Genomic DNA, 15,286 nt, shown 5'->3' with positions numbered 1-15,286 from the left:
CGGGAGCCTAGGCCCGGCAAAGGGGCGCCGTCCGTTGTGCCCAACCGTTCCGCCCCAGCGGAACGACCGGGGCACCGCCCCGGCTGTTGCCAACGGCGAGGCAACGGCCCCCGGCGGCGGGGCGGCGGTCACTGCGGGGCGGCGCCGCCCGTCAGTGGCGGCCCGGGGTGAAGAAGTCCAGGGCCACGCGGAGGACCTCCCGTTGTTTCGGCCAGTCCGCTTCCGGGCCCGCCGCCAGAATCGCGTAGTGGGTGCCGTCCGCGGCGGTGAAGGCGCGGTCGACGACCTTGCGGCGGCCGCCCGCGCGGTCGTACGCGTAGACCAGCTCGGCGGAGTCCGCCGGCGCGCCCGCCTCGCCCGTGACCCGTTCGAGGCTGAGCTCCTCGTAGCCCGGCTTGTTCGCCTTGCCGTCCTCGGAGGCCCCGCGCAGCGCCTCGTACGGCGTCATGCCCGCCTCCTGGACGACGAAGACCTGGACCAGGCTCCGCCCGTCCGGCGCGTTGTAGAACACGCCCTGGTCCGACTCGGTGCGGTTCCAGCCCTCGGGGACCGCGATCGTGAACCCCTTCACGTCCTCCTGGGCCCGGTAGCCGGGCGGGGGCACGTCGTCCATGGGAGTGGACGACCCGGTGGGCGAGGGCGTCTGCGACGGGGACTCGGACGGCGGGTCCTCCGTCTCCGACGGGGCCGCCGAGACGGAGGCCGGAGGGCCCGCCGCCGGGCCGCCGTTCCCGCTTTCCTGCCTCCCCCAGACCAGCCAGGCGCTCACGGAACCCGCCGCCAGGACGGCCGCCGCCAGGACGGCCGCCAGCACGACCCGGGGCCGGAGCCGCGAAGGGGGCGACGGGGCGGGAAGCCCGGGGTCGTGCCAGCCGCCGGTCTCCGGCACGTACGAGGGCCCGTACTCCGGCCCGTACACCGGCGCAGGCGGCGGCGCGTACTCCGGCGGAGGCGAAGGCGGCAGGGGCGGCAGCGGCGGTGGGCCCTCCGGCGCGCTCCCCGCTCCCCCGCTCTCCCAGCTCTGCGTCTCGTCGTTCCAGCGCGCCCCGCCCGCCGGACCGCCCCCGTACCCGCTCATCTCATCCTCCGAGCAGGGCGCCGACGGCCTGCCCCACGGCCACGCCCGAGGCGAGGATCCCCGCCACCGCGCCCGCGTCCGTCAGGGCGCGGCGCAGGGCTGCCAGGCGACCGGTGCCCGCGCGGCCGGTGCCCTCGATCTCGTCCTCGGCGTCGGCGAGTTCGGCGTCGAGCGCGGCCGTCTGCTCGGAGGGGACGACGCCCTCCAGGTCCGCGCGGAACCGGCGGATGGCCAGGAGCAGCTCCTCCTGCCGGGGGTCGCGGGCCGGCGGGGTGCCGTTCACCGTGCTGGTGACGGTGTTCTGGTCGCCGATGGTGACGTTGCCGCTGGTGTTGGTGACGTGAATGCCGCCACGGTCGCGGGAGTTCCCTGTCTCAGCCACGGTCGCCTCCGGTCGTGGTCGTGGTGAAGGTCTTGCTGGTGACGGTGTTGTGGTGCCCGACGGTGACGTTCCCCTTGGTGTTCTCGATGAACGTGCCGCCCTCGGCGACATGGATGATCTTCTGCTCGAACTCGGCGGTCTCGTAGCCGGCTTCGCGCAGTGCGATCGTCACGCCGTTCGCGACCCGGTCCTGCACGCTCTTCAGGTAGCGGCTGACGTCCATCTCCTGGAACAGGGAGGCCTCGTCGTCGGAGCCGAGCTCGCGGACCGAGATCCACGGTCCCTCGGGCAGCGCGTTGGCGTGACCGGCGGTGAGGACCCGCCAGACGTGGACGAGCGAGCGCCAGAGCGTCACCACGGATTGTCCGGCCGAGCGCGGGGTCTGTCCGAGCGCCCAGACGGCCTTGCCGAAGTGGTGGTTGTGCAGATAGCGGTGGGCGACCCGGTCGGCGTACCGGTAGAGCGGCTTCACCGGCCGCAGGACGTGCGGGGCGACCTCCAGCATCAGCATGCCGCCCTGGGTGTGGACGCGGACGAAGACGGTGGTGACGATCTCCTCGCCCCAGCCGCCGACGCGGATGCGGAGGAAGTGACGGCGGGTCTCGCCGCCCTCCTCGATGGCGCCCGAGCGGTGCGCCTCGAAGCCCTCGGGGGTGTATGGGGCGGCCGCGCGGGCCGGCAGTCCGTCGACGGGCAGGAAGACGACCTCGTCGATCTCCAGCTCGCGCAGCCGGTCCCGTACGGCGGCCTGGAGCTGCGGCGAGCCGTGCGGGGAGGGCACGCGGAGTGCCTCCAGGAGCGGGACGACGTGCCGCAGGACGGCGCTGTTGTCGAGCGGTTCGGGGGCCTTGCCGTCGAGGTTCTTGCGGGGGCGCAGCTCGACGGAGAGCGACCAGGGCTCGTACGGGGAGCCGGCGCCGCAGAACGGGACGTCGGAGCCGTACATGATCAGCCGGGCGTGCTGCTCGACGCGGATCCGGTCGCGCAGGCGGCGGAAGCGGGCGCCCTCGGCCTGTTCGGCCGGGTCGGAGCGCTGGTCGGCGAAGCGCTCGCGGGACAGTTCCTGGGTGAGCGCGCGGGCGAACTGGCCGCGCTGGGTGGCGACCGCCCAGGCCACGAGGAGCGGCACGGCGATGGTGATCCACGCTTCCAGCTTGCCGACGCCCCACAGCTCCTGGGCGGTGAGGCTGACCGCGAGGTCGAGGAACTCGCCCGTCTCGGCGACGTCGCCGAGGTACTCGCCGCCGGACTCGTCGTCGCCGAGGACGAGGAAGAGGAGGAACAGCGCGGACTGGAGGAACAAGAGCCGGCCGTACCACCGCAGCAGGAAGCCGGCGACGAGCCGGTAGACGGGGGTGGTGGCGGTGGCGGACGTGCCGCGCACCCAGCGGGCGACGCCGAGCACCAGGAAAGGTGCGAGGAGAAGCGCGATCAGGCCCTTGGTGAGGGGGATCGCGACGATCCAGAGGGCGAGGATGCCTGCGGCCCAGGCGAGTTCGACGCGGCGGGCGCGCAGCGCGTGGGCGAGGACGCGGCTCGCGTCGTAGCCGAGGGAGGGCGCGGCGAAGCGTTCCTCGTGGACGTACAGCTGGTCGATGACCGCGTCGCGGAATCCGTCGTCGAGGTACGTGCCGGCGCAGAGCAGCCGGGTCGCCTCGCTGGCGGCCGGTAAGCGGCGCGGGTCGAGGGCGGACGGCGGTCCGCCGGGCTGGTGAGGTACGGACGACTGCGCCACAACTCCCCCGAATCATTGGAACGGTCCACGTGATCGGCCGAGTTGGCCGGGACCGGTGGAAAAGCATAGGGGAGCGGGGGCTTCCGTGTCGGCACGAAAAACGGCGCCCCCGGGCCGTACGGTCGGTCGTACGGCCCGGGGGCGCCGGGTTTGTGGAGCCGGGATCGGCTTCGGTCGGGACCGAGCCGGTGGCTCAGATGAGGCCGAGCTCGCGGACCGCGTCGCGCTCCTCGGCGAGCTCCTGCACGGAGGCGTCGATGCGGGCGCGGGAGAACTCGTTGATGTCGAGGCCCTGGACGATCTCGTACTCGCCGTCCTTGCAGACGACCGGGAAGGAGGAGATGAGGCCCTCCGGGACGCCGTAGGAGCCGTCCGACGGGATGCCCATGGAGGTCCAGTCGCCCGCGGCGGTGCCGTTGACCCAGGTGTGGACGTGGTCGATGGCGGCGTTCGCGGCGGAGGCGGCGGAGGACGCGCCACGGGCCTCGATGATCGCGGCGCCGCGCTTGGCGACGGTCGGGATGAAGGTGTCGGCCAGCCACGCCTCGTCGTTGACGACCTCGGCGGCGTTCTTGCCGGCGATCTCCGCGTGGAAGATGTCCGGGTACTGCGTCGCGGAGTGGTTGCCCCAGATGGTGAGGCGCTTGATGTCCTCGACGGAGGAGCCGGTCTTCTGGGCCAGCTGCGTCAGCGCGCGGTTGTGGTCCAGGCGGGTCATCGCGGTGAAGCGCGAGGCCGGCACGTCCGGGGCGGCGGCCTGGGCGATGAGGGCGTTGGTGTTGGCCGGGTTGCCGACGACGAGGACCTTGATGTCGTCCGCGGCGTGGTCGTTGATGGCCTTGCCCTGCGGCTTGAAGATGCCGCCGTTGGCGGCGAGCAGGTCGCCGCGCTCCATGCCCTTGGTGCGGGGGCGGGCGCCGACGAGCAGCGCGACGTTGGCACCCTCGAAGCCCTGGTTCGGGTCGTCGAAGATGTCGATGCCCTTGAGCAGCGGGAACGCGCAGTCGTCGAGCTCCATGGCGGTGCCCTCGGCGGCCTTGACGCCCTGCGGGATCTCGAGGAGGCGCAGCTTGACCGGCACGTCCGCGCCGAGCAGGTGGCCGGAGGCGATGCGGAAGAGCAGCGCGTAGCCGATCTGGCCGGCCGCGCCGGTCACGGTGACATTCACGGGAGTGCGGGTCATGGCGATCTCCGTAAGACAGCTGGCGGTGGGGGTCCCTGCCCCTGGTGCGGGATAGCTCTCTTGATCGATCGGTGTCTCGACATGAAGAGATATCCAGCGGTCAGGCTATCCGACCCGGGCCCTCCCGAATCCCCACCCCCTTGTGGTGCGGCTCACTGCCACCCGTCCGGGCACGGTCATGACCTGCCGTCGGTGCGGCCCGCGCGGCCGTTCGCGAGCGTGCCGCACGCGCGCGCGTCGGCGGCCGAGGCGACGGCGAGCATCGGTGTGTGCGCGTCCGGGTCCGCCGCCGCGGTGTCGGTGCCGGAGGTGACGGCCGCGATGCCGAGACGGCTGCGGCCGGCCAGACACCGGAGCCGTTCCGTGAACGCCCGGGTGTCCGGGTCGAGTTCGCGCGGCAGCGACTTCCGGCCAGGCAGGTGTGGCCCTCCTCCCCGCCTCCCCGACGGAGGGCGGTTCCGGCGGCGACGCCCGCCCGGATGCGGAGCCGAGGTAGCGGAATGGTCACTTCCGTGCCACAGCGCACCGACGGAGCTTGAACCGACCTTGGCACGTACATGACCCTTGAACAGGACGGCGCCCGCCCTCCCACGGGGGAGAGGGCGGGCGCCGCTCCGCACGATCCGGACGTCACGTCACCGTGAGGTGGAGTACGTCCTCCAGGAACGGGATCCGCAACCAGGGCTCCGGCTGCACCATGAGCGCGAGCAGCACGATCAGGCCACCCATCACCCCGTACGTGATCATGTCCGTGAAGCGGGAGCGGACGGCCAGCATGCCGACGGACGGCAGCACCCGGCGCATCGCCGCGCCCACGAGGAGCGCGGCGCCGACCAGGATCGCCCCCACCCGGAAGGCCTGCGGGAACGGGTCCGTCCCCACCACGAGGAGCCCCAGCCCGGCGAGCACGAGGACCGTGAGCAGCGGCCACTGGCGCGCGGGCGCCGGGGCGTCGCCGGGGGCCGCCCGGCCGCCGCCCTCGGGGCGCGCGGTGTCGGTGGTGACGGTGGGCGGCCGCCGCCGCGGACCACCCGTCGCACCGGAGTCCACGGCGCCCGCGGGGCCCGTGGCGCCCTGGGCGTCCGTGGGCTCCGTCCCCTCCGGGTTCCCGGGCGCCCCCGGGGTCCCGGACGTCACCTCAGAGCGCCGCGGCCGCGCGCTCGGCGGCCTCGACGACGTTGACGAGGAGCTGGGCGCGGGTCATCGGGCCCACGCCGCCGGGGTTCGGGGAGATCCAGCCGGCCACTTCGGCGACGCCCGGGTGCACATCGCCGACGATCTTGCCCTCGGCGTTGCGCGAGACGCCGACGTCGAGGACGGCCGCGCCCGGCTTCACGTCCTCGGGCTTGATCAGGTGCGGCACGCCGGCCGCCGCGACGATGATGTCGGCGTTGCGCAGGTGCGCCGCGAGGTCCCGGGTGCCGGTGTGGCACTGGGTCACGGTGGCGTTCTCGGAGCGGCGGGTGAGCAGCAGCGGCATCGACCGCCCGATGGTGACACCGCGGCCGACGACGACGACCTCGGCGCCGTTGAGTTCCACGCCGTGGCGGCGGAGCAGGGTGATGACGCCGTTCGGCGTGCAGGGCAGCGGGGCGGGCTCGTTGAGGACGAGCCGGCCGAGGTTGGTCGGGTGCAGGCCGTCCGCGTCCTTCTCCGGGTCCATCAGCTCAAGGACGCGGTTCTCGTCGATGCCCTTGGGCAGCGGCAGCTGGACGATGTAGCCGGTGCAGGCCGGGTCCTCGTTGAGCTCCCGTACGACCGCCTCGATCTCCTCCTGGGTGGCGGTGCCCGGCAGCGTGCGCTGGATGGACGCGAGGCCGACCTCCGCGCAGTCGCGGTGCTTTCCGGCGACGTACTTCTGGCTGGCCGGGTCGTCGCCGACCAGGACCGTGCCGAGGCCGGGCGTGATGCCCTTCTCCCTGAGGGCCGCCACACGGACGGTCAGATCGGACTTGATCGCGGCTGCGGTGGCCTTGCCATCGAGAATCTGGGCGCTCATGGAGACATCCTCCCGGATGACCCCCGCGTTGTTCCAATTCGCTCGTGCGCAGGGGCCGGCGATACGGAACGACAGGTTGCATCTGCACAACTCCATGACGTACCGACTGGACAAGAAGTCGACGGTGCGACGACGATGACCGGCGTAGTACCGCGGAAAGTGCCGGGGGGAATCCGCTGAAATGCCGTGAAAGTCCTCCGCGCGGGCCGCGTCGTCCCCGCACAGAGAAATTCACGGAGGAACCCCGCGATGAGCTTCGGCGACCCGAACAACCCCTACGGCCAGCCGCAGGGACAGGGCCAGGGCCAGGGCCAGCAGCCCGGTTACGGCTACCCCCAGCAGGCGCCGCAGGGCGTGCCGCAGCAGGGCTACGGCTACCCGGCGGCCCCGCCGGTCTCGCCGTACGGCGGCGGCTACCCGGGCGCGGCCATGGAGATGCCGGGCGGCGTCAAGGGCGCGCGCGTGATGCTGTGGATCATGAGCGCCTTCAACGTGCTCGGTGGTTTCGCGGCGATCGCCTTCTCCTTCGCCTTCGACAGCGAGCTCGAGAAGTCGGGCGCCTCGTCCGCCGACACCCAGGCCTTCGCCGACATGGGCCAGGGCATCATGATCGGCGCCGGCATCGTCTCGCTGATCTTCGCCGTCCTCGGCATGGTGCTCGCCGCCAAGTTCAAGACGGGCGGCAACGGCGTCCGGATCGGCGTGATCGTCTGGGCCTCGTTCGCGGTCCTGTTCAGCCTCTTCTCGCTGCCGCTCGGCATCGTGAGCCTCGCCCTGGGCGTCCTGATCATCGTCTTCGTGGCGAAGTCGGACGGCTCGGCCTGGTTCAACCGGAACAAGCAGCAGTACTGAGCCCGATACGCGTGAGGGGGCGGGGTCCGTTCGGACCCCGCCCCCTCACGCGTGGTCACCGCCGCTCGAGGACCGCGAAGCCGTCCGAGCGGTACGTGATCTCGTACCGCGCCTCCGGGTGCAGCTGCGAGGCCAGCTGCGCCGGGTCCGACACCTGCTGACCCCAGCCCCGCAGGTCGAAGGCGAGAAAATCCGGGGTGGCGCCCTTCGACGTGCCCACCCAGTACACCCGGTGGTCCGCGGTGAGGTGGGCCAGGAGCGAGACGTCCGCCTCGACGCTCGCCCCCTCCGGCACGGCGTCGACCGCCGCCCGCGCCTCCAGGGTCCTCGTGTCCGTCCGGTACGTCTCCGGCTTCATCAGCTCCCGCAGCGGCAGGTTCGCGGCGAGGACGAGCGCGACCGCCGTCGCGACCGGGATCACGACCTTCCCGTACGAGACGAGCCAGGCGCGCGGTGAGGTGCGGACCGCGCGGACGCCGTCCACGAGGGCCAGGAAGACGACCGGCATCAGGATCGCGCTGTAGTGCCAGTGCATGCCCCAGTGGTTGGCGTCCTGGGAGAGGAAGCGCCAGCCCAGGGTCGGCAGCACGAGCAGGACCAGCGGGGAGCGCAGGGCGAGGAAGCCGGTGATGGCGAGCAGGTAGAACACCATCTCCCACCGCTCGCCCGAGGCGAGGGCGTCCCCGATGACCTGGCCGAAGGAGGTGTCCGTGCCCTGGCCGGTCTTCTCGATCTTGGCCCAGTAGTCGTACCGGCCGAGCCGGCTCGCCGCCGGGATCAGGACGAGGACCGTCAGCGCGAAGGCCGCCACGCCGAAGCCGGCCAGGGCGGCGCCCAGCCGCTTCCGCCCCTTGAGGAAGAGGACCGCGCCGACCATGGCGATTGTGAGCCCCATGTCCTCCTTGACGAGGACGAGCGGGGCGGACCAGGCGGCGGCCGCGGTCCAGCGCCCGAGGAGCAGGGCCCGGCAGGTCAGGGCGAGGAGGGGGACGGCGAAGGCGATCTCGTGGAAGTCGGACTTGACGGCCTCCTGGAGCCCCCAGGAGAGGCCGTACGCGACGGTCAGCCCGATGCCGGCGGCCCGGCTGCCGAGGATCTGCTGGGTGGTGCGGCCGACGACGACGGCGGAGGCGGCGAAGAGCGCGGCCTGCCCGAAGAGCAGGGAGACCGGCGAGGGCCAGATCCAGTAGAGCGGCGCGAGCAGCGCGGTGACCGGGCTGAAGTGGTCGCCGAGTATGGGAAAGCCGGGGCCCTTGATGTCGACGACGGGGGCGCGGAACTCGGCGTAGGCCCGGACCGACTGCCCGAAGATCCCGAGGTCCCAGGAGGGCGTGCGGAAGTGCGCGTACTGGACCCAGGAGTAGAGGAAGTACAGGCCGCAGAGGACGCCCGCGAGAATCAGGTACGGGCGGATCGGGGCCGGGGCGAGGCCGTCGGACGACTCCGCGTCGGTGGTCTCCGCAGCGGGTCTGTTCAGTACGTCCAACACCACGTTCCCCACTACCGGCGGCCGACAAAAGAGCAACCCATTAGACCAGAGTCCACCCGTTCGGCGGATCTGTCGCAGGCTGCCGGGAACGGGAGCGGCCCGCCGGTACCTCGGGGTACCGGCGGGCCGTCCGTCACCGTCCTCAGGAGACGAGGGCCGGACGAGGCTCAGTGGAAGAAGTGGCGCGTGCCCGTGAAGTACATCGTCACGCCCGCCTTCCGCGCGGCCTCGACGACCAGCTCGTCCCGCACCGAGCCACCCGGCTGCACGACCGCCTTCACGCCGGCGGCCGTGAGGATCTCCAGGCCGTCGGGGAAGGGGAAGAAGGCGTCGGAGGCGGCGTACGAACCGCGTGCCCGCTCCTCGCCCGCCCGCTCGACGGCCAGCTTCGCGGAGTCGACGCGGTTGACCTGGCCCATGCCGACGCCGACCGAGGCGCCGTCCTTGGCGAGCAGGATCGCGTTGGACTTGACCGCGCGGCAGGCCTTCCAGGCGAAGGCGAGCTCGGCGAGCTCCTCGGCGGAGAGGGCCTCGCCGGTCGCGAGGGTCCAGTTCGCCGGGTCGTCGCCCTCGGCCTGGAGGCGGTCGGTGACCTGGAGGAGGGCGCCGCCGTCGACGGGCTTGACCTCGACCGGGTTCGCCGGGGCGCCCTCGGCCTTCAGGACGCGGATGTTCTTCTTCTTGGCGAGGATCTCGACCGCGCCGTCCTCGTAGCCGGGGGCGACGAGGACCTCGGTGAAGATCTCCGCGACCTGCTCGGCCATCTCGACGGAGACCGGGCGGTTGACGGCGATGACGCCGCCGAACGCGGACAGCGGGTCGCAGGCGTGCGCCTTGCGGTGGGCCTCGGCGACGTCGGCGCCGACCGCGATGCCGCACGGGTTGGCGTGCTTGATGATCGCGACGCAGGGCTCGGTGTGGTCGTACGCGGCCCGGCGCGCGGCGTCGGTGTCCGTGTAGTTGTTGTACGACATCTCCTTGCCGTGCAGCTGCTCGGCCTCGGCGAGGCCGCCCGTGCCGTCGACGTAGAGCGCGGCGCCCTGGTGCGGGTTCTCGCCGTACCGGAGGACGCTCTTCCGCTCGTAGGTGGCGCCCAGGAAGTCGGGGAAGCCGCCCGCGGAGCTGTCGGACACGGTGTCCGCCGCGGCGTAGTCGTCGGCGAACCAGGAGGCCACGGCCACGTCGTACGCGGCGGTGTGCTGGAAGGCCTCGCCCGCGAGCCGCTTGCGGGCGGTCAGGTCGAAGCCGCCGGCCTTGACGGCGGCGAGCACGTCGGCGTACCGCTCGGGGCTGGTGACGATCGCGACCGACGGGTGGTTCTTGGCCGCGGCGCGGACCATCGACGGGCCGCCGATGTCGATCTGCTCGACGCACTCGTCCGGGGTGGCGCCGGAGGCGACCGTCTCGCGGAAGGGGTAGAGGTTCACGACGACCAGGTCGAAGGGCTCGACCCCGAGCTCGGCGAGCTGCTCGCGGTGCGACTCCAGGCGCAGGTCGGCGAGGATGCCGGCGTGCACGCGCGGGTGGAGGGTCTTGACGCGCCCGTCGAGGCACTCGGGGAAGCCGGTCAGCTCCTCGACCTTGGTGACGGGAACCCCGGCGGCGGCGATCTTCCCGGCGGTGGAGCCGGTGGAGACGAGCTCGACACCGGCCTCGTGCAGACCGCGGGCCAGCTCTTCGAGCCCCGTCTTGTCGTAGACGCTGACCAGCGCGCGGCGGATGGGCTTAACGGTGTCCGTGTTCACCGACATGAACCTTTCGTCCCTCAATGCGGTAGCCGTGCCGGGCGAGACGCCCCACGACGTCGACGAGCAGCGAGCGCTCGACTTCCTTGATGCGCTCATGCAGAGCGGCTTCATCGTCCTCATCCCGCACCTCGACCACGCCCTGGGCGATGATCGGGCCGGTGTCGACGCCGTCGTCGACGAAGTGGACGGTGCACCCGGTGACCTTCGCGCCGTAGGCGAGGGCGTCACGCACCCCGTGGGCACCGGGAAAACTGGGCAGCAGCGCCGGATGGGTGTTGACGACCCGGCCGTCGAAGCGGGCGAGGAACTCCTTGCCGACGATCTTCATGAAACCGGCCGAGACGACGAGGTCCGGCTCGTACGCCGCGGTGGCCTCGGTCAGCGCGCGGTCCCACTCCCCGCGGGTCGCGTGGTCCTTGACCTTGCACACGAAGGTCGGCAGCCCGGCACGCTCGGCGCGCTCCAGGCCGACGATGGCGTCGCGGTCGGCACCGACGGCGACGATCTCGGCGCCGTAGCCCTCGGGGTCCGCGGCGATGGCGTCGAGGAGGGCCTGCAGATTGGTACCGGACCCGGAGACCAGGACGACGAGGCGGGCGGCAGCCACTGGGTCACTCTTTCCGTGGTGTTTGTGCGGTCGTACGAACGAATCGTGCCGCTCGATACGGGGAACCCTACGAATGGCTCGACCGTCAGCAACGATACCGGCACACGGGACGGCCCCCACGGGACGGGGGCGGAGCAGGGCGGTAGCGTCAGGGTCCGAAGCCGGACGCGCACCGGACCGGCCGGGTACGGGGGCGGGTTCGGGCGGCGGACGTCTCGGCGGACGAGCAGCAGACGAGACAGCACGAGACAGCAGCGGAGACCACGGCCACGCCGACGGGCGCGGCCGGGGTCGAGACGACAGAGGGAAGACGTTCAGCAGATGCCGGAACGCCAGTCCACGGACGACAACAACCCGTTCGCGCCGCCGCCCGAGGGCCGGCCGGATCAGCCGTGGCAGCCGCGGCGACCGGAGGGCTCGGACGACGACTCGTCGTCCGGTGCCCCCGACTCGTCGGGGCCGTCCGACGGCCGCTGGAGCCCGCGCCAGCCGGGCCCCTCCCAGGACGGTTTCGGCCGGGGGCCGGAGCGCCGGGGAGGCGGTCAGGGCGGGCCGGAGGGCGGACCCGGGCAGGGCGGCGGGTCCGGGCGGGGCCCGGGATTGCGCTGGGACCCGACGGACCCGGCGCAGCGACGGGCGCGGTACGCGATCCTCTCGGGCATGTGGGCCTTCTTCTTCGCGATCTTCGACATCCCGGAGCTGGCGCTGCTGCTCGGCGCCCTCGGCCTGTACTGGGCGATCAGCTCGCTGCGCACCAAGCCGAAGGCGGCCGGGGAACCGTCGCCGACATCACAGCCCCCGTCCTCGACTGCTCCCCCGGCGGCTTCCGCTCAGGAACAGCCGGCGGCCGGGGCGCCCGGCCGGCCCTCGGGGCAGGGCGCGTCCGCCGCGCTCGCTCCGCTCCGCTCGATGCGGACCGCGGCGATCAGCGGTCTCGTCGCGGCGAGCCTGGCCCTGATGATCGTCGCCGCGGGCTTCACCCTGCAGCTCGTCTACCGCGACTTCTACGAGTGCCGCGACGACGCCCTGACCCACGCGGGCGAGCTGGCCTGCAACGACCTCCTGCCGAAGCCGCTGCGCGCGGGCTTCGGGGTACGGGAGTAGCCGCCGGGCGTCAGTCGGTGGAGCCGGGCGGCGGCGGGGAGGGTTCCCAGGCCGCCGGGAGGTAGTCGTACGGCTCGTACCCGGGGTCTCCGAAGGGGTCGGCGTACGAGGGGGTGTACCGGTCCGGGTGCGGGTCGGTGCGCGCGTCGCTCTCCGGGGCCCGGCCCGCCCCTGCCTCCGGTGCCGCCGAGGTCTCCGGCGCGCCGGCGTCCGCCTCGTCGGCTCCGGGTGCGGCGGCCGACGCGAGGGGCGCGGACACGGGCGCGGGAGCGGGCGCAGGCGCAGGCGCAGGCGCAGGCGCAGGCGGGGGCACCGAGGCGGACCGGGGCCTCATGGAGCGGGGTGTCCGGCGGCCCCAGGCCCGTACCCCCAACGCCGCCGGCACCCCGACGCAGGCTCCCCACAGCACCGCGGCCGCGCCCGCCTGCCACCACACGGGGCCGAACACCGAGAGCCGGCCGCTGCCGAGCGGGCCGCCCGCCGCGGCCGCCAGAACGGCGACGGCCGCCCCGCAGCCCCAGGCGGCGCCGAGCGCGGCCAGGGCCGTGTCCCGGGGCGCCCAGGTCCGTGCCGCGCGTCCCACCCGGTGGCCCTGGACCACGACGGCGGCCAGCGGCACCGCCGCGGTCGCCCACTGGACCCAGGTGCCGCGCCCGTCGGCGGGCAGCGCCGCCAGGAGCGGGAAGGGCGGCACGGCCGGGTCGCCGGAGAGACCCAGCGGGGTCGCGAGCGCGCCCGTACCGAGGGCGAGGCCCGGCCCGAGGCCGTACGCGGCTCCCCAGACGGCCATGTTCGGCAGCAGCGCCAGGACGAGCAGCAGGACCGTCACCCGACCGGACCACTCCCCCGCGAGGCCGTCGAACGAGGCCTGCGCCCGGTCCGCGTGCCAGGCGAGGGAGACCGCCGCGGCCACCGCTCCGCCGGCGAGCAGCGTCAGGGTCCCGAGCCCCGCCGCACGCAGGGCGGCGGCCGCCTGCGGCTGCCCGGGCAGCGGGCGCCCGAGCGCCGTCCAGACGCCCGCTCCCGCCGCGCCGGTGACGACGGCGGGCAGCCAGAATCCGGCCGTGACGAGGTCGGCGGGCAGTGGTCCGCTCTCGCTGTAGACCACCACGGCGGCCGCGACCAGCAGGTATCCCCCGGCGACGGCTGCGACCAGGCCGCCGGGGGAGGGTCGCGGCCGCAGCCCGTCGTCCGCCGCCTCGAGGGTGTCGCGGGCGGCCCGGTGGACAAGCCAGACGGGCAGGGCGGCGAGCAGCAGCGGGACGATGCCGAGGGGGGCGGGCAGGCCGGTCAGCGTGTCCGCACGGACGAGGTCCACGCCGTGGGCGAGCAACCAGAGACCGGCGGCGACGTGCAGCGCGCCCACGGGTCCGCTGTCGGGGTACGGGGAGCTGATCCAGGCCGCGATCACCAGGACCGCGAGGGCGCCGAGACCGAGCCCGGCGGCGACCCCGCCCCGGACGCAGGCGGTGGCGAGCGCGGCGGAACGGCCGCCGTGGACCAGGGGATGCTGGGTCACGTGGGTCACGGGGTCATGCTGCCAACGACACGCGCTTTTACCGCGTAACAGGCAAACCTCCGTTGTGTCGCTCAATATACGTTTATGTACTTTTCCGCCCAGAGCAGCTCTGCGGGAGGTCGACACCGATGAGCCGGAGCACCGCGGATTCCGCACCCTCCGTCACCCTGCCGACCCCGAAGGAGCGGCGCAGGTTGCGTGAGGCCCTCGCCCTGAGCGAGGAGCAGGTCGCCGAGGCCATGGGCGTCACGAAGGCCACGGTCAGGGCATGGGAGACCGGGCGCTCCGCTCCCCGGGGCCGCAAGCGCGAGGCGTACGCCCGACTGCTCGGCGCCCCCGAGTCGGCGGGGCCGCCCCCGGCCGAGCCACCACGACCGGAGAGACAGGCGCAGGACGGGGACGAGGCCCAGCCGCCCCGGCCGGAGGCTCAGCCACAGACCCAGCCCCAGCCCCAGGCGTCGGCCCCTTCGCAGACGTCGGCATCGGCATGGGCATCGGTTTCCGCGAACGTCCGTCCCAAGGCCGCCGTCAAGCGGGCCGCCAAGCCGCCGCGAGGCCCGGCCCCGCTCCCCGGCATCGCTCCGGGCCCCGCCCGCAAAGGCTCCTCGAAGCCGCCGGCGCAGCCGCCGGAGCGGCTGAAACCGGAGGCGGGACAGGCCCCCGCGCATCAGGGGCCGGCCGCCACCGCCGAGCCCGTCCCCACCGGGCCCGTCCTCACGCCCGAAGAAGCCTTCGACGCGCTGTACGCGTACGCCGCGCCCGGCCTCGTCCACCAGACCTACCTGCTCACCGGGCGCCGCCGGCTCTCCCGCGAGGCCGTCGAGCACGCCTTCCACTACGCCTGGCAGCACTGGCCCGAGGTCGCCGTGGACGCGGACCCGGTGGGCTGGGTGCGGGCGACGGCGCACGAGTACGCCCTCTCCCCCTGGCACCGGCTGCGCCGCGCCCACAAGCACCCCGACGCCCCGCCGACCGACGCGAGCCGCCGGGCGCTGCTCGGCGCGCTCCTCGAACTGCCGCCGCCGTACCGCCGGACCGTCCTGCTCTATGACGGGCTCGGCCTCGACCTGCCGGAGACGGCGGCCGAGACGGAGGCGAGCACGCCCGCCGCCGCCCACCGGCTGCTGCACGCCCGTACGGTCATCGGGCAGCGGGTTCCCGAGCTCGCCGAGCCGGAGGCCCTGCACCGACGTCTGAGCGCGCTGGTCGCGGAGGCGCCGACGGCGACCCTGCCGCCCGCGCGCGCGGTCCGGACGGGCAGCGAGCGCCGGACCCGCACCTGGACGCGGGCGGTGCTCGGGGTGACGGCCGTCCTCATCGGGGTCACCGGTGTCACGGCGGCGACCGCGCCGACCCGTTACATCCCGGTGAACGTCCCCGGCGAGTCCGTCAACGGGGTGCCCATGCGCGGCGGCCCGCAGAAGCTCCGCCCGGAGGACCTGGAGCTGCGCGAGAAGCTGCGCTCCGAACCGAACCCGGGCCCCGAGCGGCTGGTCCCCGCGGTCGAATAGCCGCCGGACGCACGTGAGCGGGCCCCGCCCCCACCCGGTCTCCCGGGAGGGGCGGGGCCCGCTCACGTACTGCCTGTCA

Annotated in this window: 13 protein-coding genes; 3 read left to right on the top strand and 10 right to left on the bottom strand. The window is 73.6% G+C overall.

Annotated features, from left to right (window positions below):
* Nucleotides 1-151: 151 nt before the first annotated feature.
* From ACZ51I_RS24340 to ACZ51I_RS24315, 6 genes are all read right to left on the bottom strand, one after another.
* Nucleotides 152-1,078, bottom strand: coding sequence for a serine/arginine repetitive matrix protein 2 (locus tag ACZ51I_RS24340; RefSeq protein WP_468879417.1), 927 nt, complete (start codon nucleotides 1,076-1,078; stop codon nucleotides 152-154).
* A gap of 1 nt (nucleotide 1,079) precedes the next feature.
* On the bottom strand, nucleotides 1,080-1,460 hold the full coding sequence (locus tag ACZ51I_RS24335; RefSeq protein ID WP_468879415.1) for a hypothetical protein: 381 nt from the start codon (nucleotides 1,458-1,460) through the stop codon (nucleotides 1,080-1,082).
* Nucleotides 1,453-3,195 carry a hypothetical protein gene (locus tag ACZ51I_RS24330; RefSeq protein WP_468879413.1) on the bottom strand — a complete coding sequence of 581 codons (1,743 nt, stop codon included), beginning with the start codon at nucleotides 3,193-3,195 and terminating at the stop codon, nucleotides 1,453-1,455. Before ACZ51I_RS24330 ends, ACZ51I_RS24335 begins: the two co-directional genes overlap by 8 nt.
* 193 nt (nucleotides 3,196-3,388) lie before the next feature.
* Nucleotides 3,389-4,378, bottom strand: a complete 990-nt coding sequence (locus ACZ51I_RS24325; protein ID WP_468879411.1) for a malate dehydrogenase — start codon at nucleotides 4,376-4,378, stop codon at nucleotides 3,389-3,391.
* Nucleotides 4,379-5,008: 630 nt separating this feature from the next.
* Nucleotides 5,009-5,515, bottom strand: coding sequence for a DUF3017 domain-containing protein (locus ACZ51I_RS24320; RefSeq protein ID WP_468879408.1), 507 nt, complete (start codon nucleotides 5,513-5,515; stop codon nucleotides 5,009-5,011).
* Nucleotide 5,516: 1 nt separating this feature from the next.
* A complete protein-coding gene (locus tag ACZ51I_RS24315) occupies nucleotides 5,517-6,377 on the bottom strand; it encodes a bifunctional methylenetetrahydrofolate dehydrogenase/methenyltetrahydrofolate cyclohydrolase (protein WP_468879405.1) in 861 nt (286 codons plus the stop codon).
* A gap of 249 nt (nucleotides 6,378-6,626) precedes the next feature.
* Here ACZ51I_RS24315 and ACZ51I_RS24310 point away from each other — a divergent pair, with 249 nt between their 5' ends.
* On the top strand, nucleotides 6,627-7,229 hold the full coding sequence (locus tag ACZ51I_RS24310; RefSeq protein ID WP_468879403.1) for a hypothetical protein: 603 nt from the start codon (nucleotides 6,627-6,629) through the stop codon (nucleotides 7,227-7,229).
* Between the two features lie 55 nt (nucleotides 7,230-7,284).
* On the opposite strand, the gene ACZ51I_RS24305 is transcribed toward ACZ51I_RS24310, so the two are convergent.
* The 3 genes from ACZ51I_RS24305 to purN all read right to left on the bottom strand — a co-directional run bounded on the left by ACZ51I_RS24305 (nucleotide 7,285) and on the right by purN (nucleotide 11,073).
* The gene (locus ACZ51I_RS24305) at nucleotides 7,285-8,718 is read right to left on the bottom strand and encodes a DUF2079 domain-containing protein (RefSeq protein ID WP_468879401.1); all 1,434 of its coding nucleotides are present in this window, start codon (nucleotides 8,716-8,718) and stop codon (nucleotides 7,285-7,287) included.
* Nucleotides 8,719-8,885: 167 nt separating this feature from the next.
* Entirely contained in the window at nucleotides 8,886-10,469 is a 1,584-nt protein-coding gene (gene purH / locus ACZ51I_RS24300) for a bifunctional phosphoribosylaminoimidazolecarboxamide formyltransferase/IMP cyclohydrolase (RefSeq protein WP_468879399.1), read from the bottom strand.
* Complete coding sequence (purN, locus tag ACZ51I_RS24295; RefSeq protein ID WP_468879396.1) at nucleotides 10,444-11,073, bottom strand: phosphoribosylglycinamide formyltransferase; 630 nt, start codon at nucleotides 11,071-11,073, stop codon at nucleotides 10,444-10,446. The genes purH and purN overlap by 26 nt, the downstream gene beginning before the upstream one ends.
* Before the next feature lie 321 nt (nucleotides 11,074-11,394).
* Here purN and ACZ51I_RS24290 point away from each other — a divergent pair, with 321 nt between their 5' ends.
* Nucleotides 11,395-12,177, top strand: a complete 783-nt coding sequence (locus ACZ51I_RS24290; protein ID WP_468879394.1) for a hypothetical protein — start codon at nucleotides 11,395-11,397, stop codon at nucleotides 12,175-12,177.
* Nucleotides 12,178-12,187: 10 nt separating this feature from the next.
* Here ACZ51I_RS24290 and ACZ51I_RS24285 read toward each other — a convergent pair whose 3' ends face one another.
* Nucleotides 12,188-13,705 (bottom strand): cell division protein PerM, encoded by a 1,518-nt coding sequence (locus tag ACZ51I_RS24285; protein ID WP_468879391.1) that lies wholly within the window; start codon nucleotides 13,703-13,705, stop codon nucleotides 12,188-12,190.
* Nucleotides 13,706-13,824: 119 nt separating this feature from the next.
* Here ACZ51I_RS24285 and ACZ51I_RS24280 point away from each other — a divergent pair, with 119 nt between their 5' ends.
* Entirely contained in the window at nucleotides 13,825-15,207 is a 1,383-nt protein-coding gene (locus ACZ51I_RS24280) for a sigma factor-like helix-turn-helix DNA-binding protein (RefSeq protein ID WP_468879388.1), read from the top strand.
* The last annotated feature ends 79 nt before the right edge of the window (nucleotides 15,208-15,286 follow it).

The organism is Streptomyces sp. NPDC034084 (genome assembly GCF_055575535.1).
This window is presented reverse-complemented; position numbering and strand designations above follow the sequence as displayed.